Origin of the sequence: Pseudomonas sp. Irchel s3h14 (genome assembly GCF_900187425.1) — a bacterium.
Classification (GTDB): Bacteria; Pseudomonadota; Gammaproteobacteria; order Pseudomonadales; family Pseudomonadaceae; genus Aquipseudomonas.
This window is the reverse complement of record NZ_FYDJ01000001.1, coordinates 694211-706427: the sequence shown is the minus strand read 5'-3', so window position 1 is coordinate 706427 and position 12217 is coordinate 694211. Positions and strand designations below refer to the sequence as shown.

Genomic DNA, 12217 nt, shown 5'->3' with positions numbered 1-12217 from the left:
TTCCCGGCCAATCGCCCTGTAATTTTGAGTAACATAGCCACCTAACTATCTGAACATCTCCGGCTGGAGGTGGACTATATGTATAGATCTCAACTGTCCCATCACCTGAAGGAGCGCTTCTATGTCCTGGTCCAAACCTGCTTACACCGACCTGCGTATCGGCTTTGAAGTCACCATGTACTTCGCAAGCCGCTAATCTTTTTGTAGCGCAGTGCAACGCCTCGGCTCGCCGAGGCGTTTTTATTTTCAGTTTTCGAATGATGGAGCGGCCATGTTTGTCCAGATTCTAGGTTCCGCCGCCGGCGGTGGTTTCCCCCAGTGGAACTGCAACTGCGTGAACTGCGCCGGCTTTCGCGATGGCAGCCTGAACGCCAAGGCGCGGACTCAGTCGTCTATCGCGATTTCCGATAACGGCGTGAACTGGGTGTTGTGCAACGCATCGCCGGATATCCGCGCCCAGCTCCAGAGCTTCGCCCCGATGCAACCGGGCCGCGCCCTGCGCGATACCGGCATCAACGCGATCATCCTGATGGACAGCCAGATCGACCACACCACCGGTCTGCTCAGCCTGCGCGAAGGTTGCCCGCACCAGGTCTGGTGCACCGACATGGTCCACGAAGACCTGAGCACCGGTTTCCCGCTGTTCACCATGCTGACCCACTGGAACGGCGGGCTGACCTGGAACCAGATCGAGCTTGACCGCAGCTTCATCATCCCGGGCTGCCCGAGTCTTCGTTTCACCCCTCTGCCGTTGCGCAGCGCCGCACCGCCGTACTCGCCGCACCGTTTCGACCCGCACCCCGGCGACAACATCGGCCTGATCGTTGAAGACCTCAACACCGGCGGCAAACTGTTCTACGCACCGGGCCTGGGCAAGGTCGACGCACCGCTGCTGGAGATCATGGCGGGCAGCGATTGTCTGCTGGTGGACGGCACGATGTGGGATGACGACGAAATGCAGCGCCGTGGCGTCGGCACCCGCACCGGTCGTGAAATGGGCCACCTGGCGCAGAACGGCCCCGGCGGCATGCTGGAAGTGCTGGAACAGCTGCCCAACCAGCGCAAAGTACTTATCCACATCAACAACACCAACCCGATTCTCGATGAGGATTCGCCAGAGCGTGCAGAACTGGCTCGGCGTGATGTTGAAGTGGCGTATGACGGCATGAGTATTGTGCTGTAGCGGATGGCCCCATCGCGAGCAAGCTCAGCTCCTACAAGAGCGTGCCCTGTAGGAGCGAGGCTTGCCCGCGAAGGCGTCCGACCAGGCACCAAAGAATCCACCGGTCGTACCCGGAGAACCGAAATGACTGACACAGCAATGTCCCCCGCCGAGTTCGAAGCGGCGTTAAGGGCCAAAGGCGCCTACTACCACATCCATCACCCATACCACGTGGCGATGTATGAAGGCAGGGCAACGCGCGAACAGATCCAGGGCTGGGTGGCCAACCGTTTCTACTATCAGGTGAACATCCCACTCAAGGACGCCGCGATCCTCGCCAACTGCCCGGACCGCGAGATTCGTCGTGAGTGGATTCAGCGTTTGCTCGACCATGACGGCGCCCCCGGCGAAGACGGCGGCATCGAAGCCTGGCTGCGTCTTGGGCAAGCGGTCGGCCTCGACCCGGATCAGCTACGCTCGCAGGAATTGGTATTGCCCGGTGTACGTTTTGCCGTCGATGCCTACGTCAACTTCGCCCGCCGTGCCAGTTGGCAGGAAGCCGCCAGCAGCTCGCTGACCGAACTGTTTGCGCCGCAGATCCACCAGTCGCGGCTGGACAGTTGGCCGCAGCATTACCCGTGGATCGATCCGGCTGGTTACGAGTATTTCCGCACGCGTCTGGGTCAGGCACGCCGCGACGTGGAACACGGCTTGGCAATCACTTTGCAGCACTACACGACGCGGGCCGGTCAAGAGCGCATGCTGGAAATTCTCCAGTTCAAACTGGACATTCTTTGGAGCATGCTCGATGCCATGAGCATGGCCTACGAACTGAAACGCCCGCCGTATCACAGCGTGACCGAGCAACGGGTCTGGCATAAAGGAATCACCTTATGAGTTTTGATCGCAGCAAGACCCCGACCTGGCGTCCCGGCTACCGCTTCCAGTACGAACCGGCGCAGAAAGGTCATGTGCTGCTCTACCCGGAAGGCATGATCAAACTCAACGAAAGCGCCGCACTGATCGGCGGTTTGATCGACGGCGAGCGTGACGTCGCGACGATCATCGCCGAACTGGACGCACAGTTCCCTGGCGTGCCCGAGCTCGGTGACGACATCGAGCAATTCATGGAGGTCGCCCGTGCTCAGCACTGGATCGAACTTGCCTGATTGCGCGTCAGACAAGTTACCGCCCAAACCGGAAATCGGCCTGCCACTGTGGCTGCTGGCCGAGTTGACTTATCGCTGCCCGCTGCAATGCCCGTACTGCTCTAATCCGCTGGACTTCGCCGAGCAAGGCAAAGAACTCAGTACTGAGCAGTGGATCAAGGTGTTCCGCGAAGCGCGGGAGATGGGCGCGGCGCAATTGGGCTTTTCCGGCGGTGAACCGCTGGTGCGCCAGGACCTCGCCGAGCTGATCACCGAGGCGCGCAAGCTGGGTTTCTACACCAACCTGATCACCTCCGGTATCGGCCTGACCGAGCAGAAAATCAGCGACTTCAAGAAGGCCGGCCTGGACCACATTCAGATCAGCTTCCAGGCCAGCGACGAGCAAGTGAACAACTTGTTGGCCGGCTCGAAAAAAGCCTTCGCCCAGAAGCTGGAAATGGCCCGCGCGGTGAAAGCCCACGGCTATCCGATGGTGCTGAACTTCGTGACCCATCGGCACAACATCGACAAGATCGACCGGATCATCGAGCTGTGCATCGCCCTTGAGGCGGACTTTGTGGAACTCGCCACGTGCCAGTTCTACGGTTGGGCGCAGCTCAATCGGGTCGGTCTGTTGCCGACCAAGGAACAACTGGTCCGAGCCGAACGCATCACCAACGAATACCGCGCCAAGCTCGAAGCCGAAGGGCATCCGTGCAAGCTGATTTTCGTCACCCCCGACTATTACGAAGAGCGCCCGAAAGCCTGCATGAATGGCTGGGGCAGTATTTTTCTGACAGTCACACCGGACGGAACCGCCCTGCCGTGTCACGGTGCCCGACAGATGCCGGTGCAGTTTCCCAACGTGCGCGACCACAGCATGCAGCACATCTGGTATGACTCGTTCGGCTTCAACCGCTTTCGCGGTTACGACTGGATGCCCGAGCCGTGCCGTTCCTGCGACGAGAAAGAAAAAGACTTCGGCGGCTGTCGCTGCCAGGCGTTCATGCTCACGGGTGACGCGAGCAACGCCGACCCGGTGTGCAGCAAGTCCGAACATCACGGCGTGATCCTCAAGGCCCGCGAAGAAGCCGAGCACGCGACCCAGACCATCGAACAACTGGCCTTTCGCAATGAACGAAATTCACGACTCATCGCTAAAAGCTGAACCCTTCAGCGCTGCCAAGGCTGTTGCGGCCGGCATCGACTTCGCCGAGTTGCAGGTCGGCCCACATGGCTTGTTCTGGAACGAGTACCGCCCCGAGGACGCCGCCTGCCGAATCTGGCATTGGCGTGACAGCCAGGCGCATTGCCTGACGTCAGCGGGCTTCAGTGTGCGCAGTCGCGTGTACGAATACGGCGGCGGCGCGTTCTGTCTGACCGATGACGGGATAGTGTTCGTCAACGAGGCGGACCAACAGCTGTATCGGCAGTCGCTGGCCGGCGAGACACCTGAGTTACTGAGCTCAGGCGAATGCCGATACGGCGATCTGCAGTTCGCTAACGGGCAGGTATTGGCGGTTGAAGAAAACCGCGATCGGCATCGTCTGGTCGCTATAGATGTGGCTGATGGAGTACGTCATCTGCTGGCCGAAGGCGCCGACTTCTACGCCGCGCCGACGTTGAGTCCCGACGCGCAACGACTGGCGTGGATCGAGTGGAGCCGCCCGGATCAGCCATGGACCGCGACTCGCCTGATGGTTACCGAACGCCAGAACGACGGCCGTTTTGCTCCACCGCGTTGCGTGGCTGGCGGAGACGCCGAGGAATCGCTGCAACAACCGAGATTCGATACCAGCGGCCGTCTGTTTTGCCTGACTGATCGCGGCGGCTACTGGCAGCCTTGGGTGGAATCGGCAGACGGTTTGAGCCCGCTGCCGAGTGCCGCCGCTGATCATGGACCAGCGCCGTGGCAGTTGGGTGGCTGCACCTGGTTGCCGCTGAGCGAAGACCGCTATCTGGCGAGCTGGACCGAAGACGGATTTGGCAGACTGGGTCTTTGTGGTGACGCCGGTGAAGATTTCACTGGCGATTACAGCCGCTTCCGCTCTCTCGCACTGGATGAGCAGTTCATTTACTGCATCGCCGCTTCGCCAGTCAGCTCATCGGCAGTCATTGCCATCGACCGCCATACCCGGCAGGTCAAAACACTGGCTGGCGGTATTGCACCGTTGCCTGCCGAGCAGATCAGCGTTCCGCAAACCCTGCGCTACCCAAGCGGTTCGGGCGAGGCACACGGCTTCTTCTATCCAGCGATGACCGGTGATGCGAAACCGCCTCTGGTGGTGTTTATCCACGGTGGCCCGACTTCGGCCTGCTACCCCATGCTCGATCCGCGCATCCAGTATTGGGCGCAACGCGGCTTCGCCGTGGCCGACCTCAATTACCGCGGCAGCAGTGGCTATGGCCGGGCTTATCGACAAGCGCTGCATTTGAGCTGGGGCGAAGTGGACGTGGAGGACGCCTGCGCCGTCGTCGCTCATCTCGCCGATCGCGGACTGATCGACGGCAACAAGGCGTTTATTCGCGGCGGCAGTGCTGGCGGCTACACCACACTGTGCGCGCTGGCCTTTCACACAGTCTTCCGCGCCGGCGCCAGCCTGTATGGCGTCAGTGATCCTGTGGCGCTGGGTCGGACGACCCACAAGTTCGAAGGCGATTATCTGGATTGGCTGATCGGCGACCCGGTGCAGGATGCCGAACGCTACGCCGCTCGAACGCCGTTGCTGCACGCGGGCAACATCCGTGTGCCGGTGATTTTCTTTCAGGGTGAACTGGACGCCGTGGTGGTGCCGCAACAGACCCGCGACATGGTCACGGCGCTACGGGACAACGGCATTCTGGTTGAAGCGCATTACTACGCCGACGAACGCCATGGCTTTCGCAAGGCCGGCAATCAGGCCCATGCGCTGGAACAGGAATGGTTGTTTTATCGAAGGGTGATGGCGTTGGCGGACTGAAGGTCGCGCTGAGTGCGGAAATTGCGGTGCCCCTTTCGCGAGCAAGTCGAATCGTCGCACCGCCACTCCCACACTGACCGAGTCCTCCCAGGGGAATACGGTCGAATGTGGGAGCGGGCTTGCTCGCGAAAGCGATCTACCTGACGCCGATGATTTCAGCGCTTGGCGATGATGTACACCGCATGCACGATCCCGGGGATGTAACCGCACAGCGTCAGCAGAATATTCAGCCAGAACGCCCCGGCGAAACCGACTTGCAGAAACACACCCAGTGGCGGCAACAGAATGGCGATGATGATGCGAATAAAGTCCATGGGGTCAGTTCCTGATTAAAGTTGGCTCGTGTGAGCCTACAGCTAATCGACCTTTGCCGTTCGTCAGGGTTCAGTGCCATCACGTCCGAGAGTGAAACCTTTCCGGCGAAATGCAGAGACAAAAAAACGCCCCACGCCAAAAGAATCAGGCATGGGGCGATGCGTTATACCGCGAGACGGTTCGGGAGTTCGTGTAGGACGGGTCTGATCAGACGGCAATCCCTTTGCGACACTGCAGTTGCGCAGTGCGCACACGGGAGAAGGCGCGGGCCAGGCGCAGGAGCATTTCGTCGATATTGGCTTTGCTGACGGTCAGGGCCGGGGTAAAGCGCAGGCAATCAGGCTGCGGAGCGTTGAGCAGCAAGCCTTCGTACAACGCCGCTTTGACGACGGCATCAGCCGATTCGTCGGACAAGGTAAGCCCCCAGAACAGTCCTAGCCCGCGCAACTCGCCGTGACCATAGCGATGGGATAAACGCTGCAGACCTTCGCTCAGGTGCTGACCGGTTTCCCCGACATGATCGAGAAATCCCTTGTCCTGCACGCTGTTGAGCACGGCAAGCCCGGCAGCCGTCATCAGTGCATTGCCATGATGAGTACCCATCACTTCGCCGACGTCGAAACAGCAGGCTTTGCCCCGCGCCAGCAACGCCGCCAATGGCACGCCACCACCCAGCCCTTTGCCGAGAACGACGATGTCTGCCCGCACGCCGTAGGATTGTTCGGCGAGCAAAGTGCCGCAACGGCCGATACCGGTTTGCACTTCGTCAAAGATCAGCAGAATGCCCAGCTCACGGCACAGGCGCTCGACCCCTTTGAGGTAATGCTCGGTGGCCGGTATCACCCCGGCTTCGCTCTGGATCGGTTCGAGCATGATCGCCACGGTCTGGGCATCGACGGCCGCATGCAAGGCCGGAAGATCATTGAACGGCACGTGACTGAAGCCTGGAAGCAACGGCTCGAATCGGTTAGTCAGATTCGAACTGTCCGACGCCGAAATCGTCCCCAGACTACGACCATGGCAACCGTTGTTGGCAACGATGATCCGCGAGGCCCCGCCGCGATGTCGTTGGCCCCATTTGCGCGCCAGTTTGATCGCCGCTTCACAGGCTTCGCTGCCACTGTTGAGCAGATACGCCTGATCACTGCCGGTGCTGGAGCAGAGGCGCTCAGCAAGATTGAGCATGCCGCGGTTATGCAGGCCGAAACCGGGATTAATCAGCGACTGAGCTTGCATCGCAATGGCGTTGACCAGTACCGAAGGGCTGTGTCCAAGGCTATTGGCCCCGCCACCCTGTGAGAAATCCAGATACGCGCGGTCATCGCTGTCCCACAACCATGAACCCTGGCCGCGCACGAATATCTGTTTCGGTCGCTCGACACTGGGCATCAGGCACTCGCTGGAAAGATTGTCGTCTTTGGACGGCAGGAAGGCGTCCACGGCCAAGTCATCAAGACTCGGAGGATTGCGCCGCAAGCTGAACAAGTTCATCTGATCAAACCTCGTGCGAGGTTTTTTGCCTTACCTATGTAAACACCCTCGAAGCAAACGCTATTCATCGCGCTCTGCGGCCCTGTAAGCCTTGTGAATGCGGTTAGACTAGGCTCAGCCAAGGCCTTGAGCCATTTCGATTTCCCAGCATTTTCGATAAGCATTCCTTATGGATTTCAAACAACTGCGTTATTTCGTCGCGGTCTATGAAGAAGGTCATGTGGGCCGGGCTGCCGAGCGGCTTTCAATCTCCCAACCGGCGCTGTCCCAGCAGATCCGCCACCTCGAGCAAAACCTCGATGTGAGCCTGTTTGAACGCAGCAGTAAACGCCTGCTGCCCACCCTGGCTGCTCATACTTTGTACAACCATGCCCTGCCCTTACTGGATGGATTGCAGCGGGCACGGGAAGCCTTGGGCAACTTCAAGGGTCAAGCGCTGCGCACGTTGGCCATCGGCGTCTTGCAAACCGTCCACACCAGCCTGGTGCCGCAGATGCTCGAACGCGTGCGCAAGGCGCAGCCGCATTTGGTGGTGCAGATCTATGAACTGACGGGGCTGGAAATCGAGCGGCGGTTGCTCAACGGTTCTCTGGACATCGGCATCAGCTATCTGCCGCCTCGTCAGCCGGGGCTGCACGGCGTGATGCTGTACGAAGACGAGCTGACCCTGGTCATCCCGGCGGATCACCCGTTGCGGGAATTCAAGAAAGTGTCCATGAGTCAGGCCGCCGAATTGCCGATGTTGCTGCTGGGTGAAGAGTTTCAAGTACGGCAGATCTGGCAGGCGCAACTGGCCAATCTGGGACGACGTCCGCAGGTACAGGCAGAACTGAACAACATGGCGGGGATTCTCGACAGTCTGCCGCACACGCGACTGGCGACGGTGTTGCCCGGACGCTCGCAACAGGCACACGGCAACAAGGAACTGTTGTGGAAACCATTGAGCGAGCCGAGGGTGCCGCTGAAAGTTGGCTTGGTGTGTCGGGATGTGCAGCGGCAACAGGCCTCTATGGCCTTACTGCGTACGTTGCTGGAGGAAGTAATGAATGGCTCGGAGGGGCGTTTAAGCAGCCCGGCAGCACTGGATGAAATGAGCTGAGCACTTTTCTGCAGATAAAAGAAAACCCCGCCGAAGCGGGGCTTTGCAGACTGTTTCCCTGACATCCATTTCACTCCGCCGTCCTGGCAGAATCCTACGTGTCCGTGTTGTTGCTTTGCGCTTCCTGCGCGACGTCCATGTGAAGTAGATTAGCTGTGGATCCAATCTTCATCTATGGGAGAAGAGCAGTACGTCATGTAAGAGAATGCTTACATGACGTTACATTGTCAGAACTGCCCTGCATCCAGCAGGAACAACGACTCGCTGCCGGCCTTCACCGACGCGCTCAACGAGTGAATACGCGGCAGCAGACGTGCGAAATAGAAGCGCGCCGTGCCCAACTTGCTCGCGTAGAAATCGTCCTGCGCCTCTTTGCCTAAAGCGGCCTTGGCCATCAGTGCCCACATGTACGCATAAGACACGTAACCGAATGCTTGCAGATACTCGACCGAGGCAGCGCCGATTTCGTTCGGGTTGCTTTTCGCCCGATCGAGCAGCCACGCGGTCAGTTCGTCGAGGGTGGTCACGGCATCGTTCAGCGGCTTGGTGAACTCGGCCAGATCAGCACTGGCAGTCGCGGTGAAATGACGGATCTCGTCGGCAAACAGGTTGTAGAACGCCCCGCCGGTGCCGACGATCTTGCGTCCTACCAGGTCCAGCGCCTGAATGCCGTTGGTGCCTTCGTAGATCTGGGTGATGCGCACGTCGCGGACCAGTTGCTCCTGGCCCCACTCACGGATGTAACCGTGGCCACCGAAAACCTGCTGGCCGTGAATCGTGGTTTCCAGACCCAGGTCGGTCAGGAACGCCTTGGCCACCGGGGTCAGCAAGGCCACCAAATCTTCCGCGCGTTTGCGGGTGGTGGCGTCTTCGCTGAACTTGGCGGTATCGAGTTGCATGGCCACGTAGGTCGAAAAGGCACGGCCGCCTTCGTTCGAGGCTTTCATGGTCAACAGCATGCGACGCACGTCCGGGTGGACGATAATCGGGTCAGCGACTTTGTCCTTGTTCTGCGCGCCGGTCGGCGAACGGCTTTGCAGACGGTCGCGGGCGTATTCGACGGCGTTCTGGTACGAACGCTCGCCGCTGGCCAGGCCCTGGATACCAACACCCAGACGTTCGTAGTTCATCATGGTGAACATCGCGGCCAGGCCTTTGTTCGGCTCGCCGACCAGATAACCCACGGCCTCGTCGAAGTTCATCACACAGGTCGCGGAGGCCTGGATGCCCATCTTGTGTTCGATCGAACCGCAGGTCACCGGGTTACGTGCGCCCAGGCTGCCATCGGCATTGACCATGAACTTGGGCACCAGGAACAACGAAATGCCTTTGGGCCCCGCCGGTGCGTCTGGCAGTTTGGCCAGTACCAAATGAATGATGTTCTCGGTCAGGTCGTGCTCACCGCCGGTGATGAAGATCTTGGTACCGCTGACTTTGTAGGAACCGTCGGCCTGAGGCTCTGCCTTGGTGCGGATGATCCCCAGATCAGTACCGGCGTGCGGCTCGGTCAGGCACATGGAGCCGGCCCAGACGCCGGCGTACATGTTCGGCAGATACGCGGCTTTCAGCTCTTCGCTGGCGTGGGCGTTGATCGACAGACAGGCGCCCGCGGTCAGCATCGGGTACAGACCGAACGACAGGTTGGCGGAGTTGACCATTTCTTCGACCTGAGCCGAAACAGCCTTGGGCATGCCCATGCCGCCGTAGGTCGGATCGCCACCGACACCGACCCAACCGCCTCCAGCGTAAGTCTGATAAGCCTGTGGGAAACCTGCCGGCGTGGTGACGGCACCGTCCGCCCAATGGCAACCTTCTTCGTCAGCCGCACGGCTCAGGGGTGCGATGCTTTTGCTGGTGACCTTGCCGGCTTCTTCGAGAATGGCTTCGACCGTTTCAGCATCGACAGTCTCGGCCAGCGCAGGCAGCTCGGCCCAGAGTTTGGCGACCTCGAAAACTTCATTGAGGACGAAGCGCATATCGCGCAGGGGCGCTTTGTAGTCAGCCATGGCAAACCTCGCAAGATCTAAACAGGTGATTCGTAGGAGTGGTGCTTTCGTTGGGTTTGAGTGTAACCCAACAACTTTTACGACACATAGGGTCAGCTCGTGACCATTTTGTTATTTTTAGTCACTGGCGGGCAAACCATTAAAGAAGCCCGCAACCAGGCGGGCTCTTTTACCTCGGCTTGAAACACTATAGTGCGAATAACTCCGCAGGCAGGTTCATCAGACAATCGCTACCCGCCTCGATGGCCGCCCGATGAGCCGCCGTGCGTGGCAGCAAACGCTTGTAGTAAAACTCGCTGGTTGCCAGTTTGGCCTGGCAGTAATCGGCATCGCCACTGCCCGAATCGAGCTGCGCCTGAGCGACCAGCGCCATGCGCAGCCACAAATAGCCGAGGATGATGTAACCGCTGTACATCAGGTAATCCACCGAAGCCGCGCCGACTTCATCCGGATTTTTCATCGCGGCCATGCCGACCTTGGCGGTCACCTCTCCCCACTGCTGATTCAGGTCGTTGAGCTGCGCCACGTAGCTGGCAAGTTGCGGATGTCCGGCGTTTGCCGTACAGAACTTGTGAACGATTTTGGTGAACCCGCGCAGCAATTTCCCTTGGCTGCCGAGGACTTTTCTTCCAAGCAAGTCCAGCGCCTGAATGCCGTTGGTGCCTTCGTAGATCGGTGCGATCCGGCAGTCGCGTACCAACTGCTCCATGCCCCACTCGCGGATAAAACCGTGACCACCGAACACCTGCATGCCGTGGTTGGTCACTTCCAGTCCGGTATCGGTCATGAAGGCTTTGCAGATTGGCGTGAGGAACGCCAGCAGGTCTTCGGCATCCTGACGCGTCGTCTCATCCGGACTCAGATGCGCCACGTCCAGCAACTGAGCAGTGAAATAAGTCAGCGCCCGGTTGCCTTCGTTGAAGGCTTTCATCGTCAGCAACATCCTGCGCACGTCAGGATGAACAATGATCGGATCGGCAGCTTTTTCCGGCGCTTTCGGGCCGGTCAGCGCTCGCATCTGCAGTCGGTCGTTGGCGTATTTGATCGCGCCCTGAAAGCTCGCCTCCCCCAGACACAAGCCCTGCATGCCGGTGCCCAGTCGTGCATGGTTCATCATGGTGAACATGCAATTCAGGCCCTTGTTCGGCTCACCGATCAGGAAGCCCTTGGCATCGTCAAAGTTCAGCACGCAGGTGGCCGAGGCCTTGATGCCCATTTTGTGTTCGATCGAGCCACAGGAAACGCCGTTGCGCTCGCCCGCCTCACCCTCGGCATTGGGTAGGAATTTAGGAACGATAAACAGCGAAATGCCCTTGGTCCCGGCCGGAGCGTCCGGCAGTTTCGCCAGCACCAGGTGAATGATGTTTTCACTCATGTCGTGCTCGCCGGCGGAGATGAAAATCTTGCTGCCGGAGATCGCATAGCTGCCGTCGGCCGCAGGCACGGCGCGGGTTTTGATGATGCCCAGGTCAGTGCCGCAATGGGCTTCGGTCAGGCACATGGTGCCGGTCCATTGGCCTGCGGTGAGTTTGCTCAGGTAAGTCTGTTTCTGCTCTTCAGTGCCATGGGCGTGGATCGCCGACATTGCACCGTGAGTCAGACCGGGGTACATGCCCCAGGAGGTGTTGCTGGAGCCGACCATTTCGCTGATCACCAGCCCCAGTGAGCTCGGCAAACCCTGGCCACCGTAAACCGGATCAGCCGCCATACCGTGCCAGCCACCCTCAACGTACTGTGCGAAGGCCTGCTTGAAGCCTGTAGGCGTAGTCACCACGCCATTGTCGAAATGGCATCCTTCTTCGTCGCCGCTGCGGTTCAGCGGTGCGAGAACGTTCTCACAGAACTTTGCACCTTCTTCGAGGATCGCATTGACCATGTCCGGGCTGGCATCGGTGGCGCCCAGCGCGGCGTAGTTGCTGTGAAAATCGAAAACGTGGTCGATCAGAAAGCGCATGTCGCGCAGGGGAGCTTTGTACTCAGGCATGGTCATTTCTCCGGCAGCAGATTCCCCAAACCTACTGCCGCGCACCCGGCCT

11 protein-coding genes are annotated in these 12217 nt (G+C 59.6%); 7 read left to right on the top strand and 4 right to left on the bottom strand.

Going from position 1 to position 12217, the window contains the following annotated elements; all coding sequences use genetic code 11:
• Positions 1 to 121 precede the first annotated feature (121 nt).
• The 6 genes from pqqA (at position 122) to CKW16_RS03360 (ending at position 5270) form a co-directional block, all read left to right on the top strand.
• Positions 122 to 196 carry a pyrroloquinoline quinone precursor peptide PqqA gene (gene pqqA / locus CKW16_RS03385; protein ID WP_009045898.1) on the top strand — a complete coding sequence of 25 codons (75 nt, stop codon included), beginning with the start codon at positions 122 to 124 and terminating at the stop codon, positions 194 to 196.
• Positions 197 to 271: 75 nt separating this feature from the next.
• Positions 272 to 1183, top strand: coding sequence for a pyrroloquinoline quinone biosynthesis protein PqqB (gene pqqB, locus CKW16_RS03380; RefSeq protein WP_095127201.1), 912 nt, complete (start codon positions 272 to 274; stop codon positions 1181 to 1183).
• 123 nt (positions 1184 to 1306) lie between these two features.
• The gene (gene pqqC, locus CKW16_RS03375; protein ID WP_095127200.1) at positions 1307 to 2059 is read left to right on the top strand and encodes a pyrroloquinoline-quinone synthase PqqC; all 753 of its coding nucleotides are present in this window, start codon (positions 1307 to 1309) and stop codon (positions 2057 to 2059) included.
• Complete coding sequence (pqqD, locus tag CKW16_RS03370) at positions 2056 to 2331, top strand: pyrroloquinoline quinone biosynthesis peptide chaperone PqqD (protein ID WP_095127199.1); 276 nt, start codon at positions 2056 to 2058, stop codon at positions 2329 to 2331. Before pqqC ends, pqqD begins: the two co-directional genes overlap by 4 nt.
• The gene (pqqE, locus tag CKW16_RS03365) at positions 2324 to 3478 is read left to right on the top strand and encodes a pyrroloquinoline quinone biosynthesis protein PqqE (protein ID WP_176471511.1); all 1155 of its coding nucleotides are present in this window, start codon (positions 2324 to 2326) and stop codon (positions 3476 to 3478) included. Before pqqD ends, pqqE begins: the two co-directional genes overlap by 8 nt.
• On the top strand, positions 3444 to 5270 hold the full coding sequence (locus CKW16_RS03360) for a S9 family peptidase (RefSeq protein WP_095127197.1): 1827 nt from the start codon (positions 3444 to 3446) through the stop codon (positions 5268 to 5270). Before pqqE ends, CKW16_RS03360 begins: the two co-directional genes overlap by 35 nt.
• A 155-nt stretch (positions 5271 to 5425) precedes the next feature.
• On the opposite strand, the gene CKW16_RS03355 is transcribed toward CKW16_RS03360, so the two are convergent.
• The gene (locus CKW16_RS03355) at positions 5426 to 5584 is read right to left on the bottom strand and encodes a YqaE/Pmp3 family membrane protein (RefSeq protein ID WP_007904205.1); all 159 of its coding nucleotides are present in this window, start codon (positions 5582 to 5584) and stop codon (positions 5426 to 5428) included.
• A gap of 208 nt (positions 5585 to 5792) precedes the next feature.
• Entirely contained in the window at positions 5793 to 7076 is a 1284-nt protein-coding gene (locus CKW16_RS03350; RefSeq protein ID WP_095127196.1) for an aspartate aminotransferase family protein, read from the bottom strand.
• A 169-nt stretch (positions 7077 to 7245) separates the two neighbouring features.
• Here CKW16_RS03350 and CKW16_RS03345 point away from each other — a divergent pair, with 169 nt between their 5' ends.
• Positions 7246 to 8175 (top strand): LysR family transcriptional regulator, encoded by a 930-nt coding sequence (locus CKW16_RS03345; RefSeq protein WP_095127195.1) that lies wholly within the window; start codon positions 7246 to 7248, stop codon positions 8173 to 8175.
• A gap of 227 nt (positions 8176 to 8402) precedes the next feature.
• Here CKW16_RS03345 and CKW16_RS03340 read toward each other — a convergent pair whose 3' ends face one another.
• Both CKW16_RS03340 and CKW16_RS03335 read right to left on the bottom strand, forming a co-directional pair.
• Positions 8403 to 10181, bottom strand: coding sequence for an acyl-CoA dehydrogenase C-terminal domain-containing protein (locus CKW16_RS03340; protein WP_095127194.1), 1779 nt, complete (start codon positions 10179 to 10181; stop codon positions 8403 to 8405).
• A 187-nt stretch (positions 10182 to 10368) separates the two neighbouring features.
• Positions 10369 to 12165 (bottom strand): acyl-CoA dehydrogenase C-terminal domain-containing protein, encoded by a 1797-nt coding sequence (locus tag CKW16_RS03335; protein ID WP_095127193.1) that lies wholly within the window; start codon positions 12163 to 12165, stop codon positions 10369 to 10371.
• Positions 12166 to 12217: the final 52 nt, after the last annotated feature.

Excerpts from the sequence above, each read along its gene's own strand:
- pqqB (WP_095127201.1), top strand. The coding sequence starts at position 272 with ATGTTTGTCCAGATTCTAGGTTCCGCCGCCGGCGGTGGTTTCCCCCAG.
- pqqC (WP_095127200.1), top strand. The coding sequence starts at position 1,307 with ATGACTGACACAGCAATGTCCCCCGCCGAGTTCGAAGCGGCGTTAAGG.
- pqqD (WP_095127199.1), top strand. The coding sequence starts at position 2,056 with ATGAGTTTTGATCGCAGCAAGACCCCGACCTGGCGTCCCGGCTACCGC.
- CKW16_RS03360 (WP_095127197.1), top strand. The coding sequence starts at position 3,444 with ATGAACGAAATTCACGACTCATCGCTAAAAGCTGAACCCTTCAGCGCT.
- CKW16_RS03355 (WP_007904205.1), bottom strand. The coding sequence starts at position 5,584 with ATGGACTTTATTCGCATCATCATCGCCATTCTGTTGCCGCCACTGGGT.
- CKW16_RS03350 (WP_095127196.1), bottom strand. The coding sequence starts at position 7,076 with ATGAACTTGTTCAGCTTGCGGCGCAATCCTCCGAGTCTTGATGACTTG.
- CKW16_RS03345 (WP_095127195.1), top strand. The coding sequence starts at position 7,246 with ATGGATTTCAAACAACTGCGTTATTTCGTCGCGGTCTATGAAGAAGGT.
- CKW16_RS03340 (WP_095127194.1), bottom strand. The coding sequence starts at position 10,181 with ATGGCTGACTACAAAGCGCCCCTGCGCGATATGCGCTTCGTCCTCAAT.
- CKW16_RS03335 (WP_095127193.1), bottom strand. The coding sequence starts at position 12,165 with ATGCCTGAGTACAAAGCTCCCCTGCGCGACATGCGCTTTCTGATCGAC.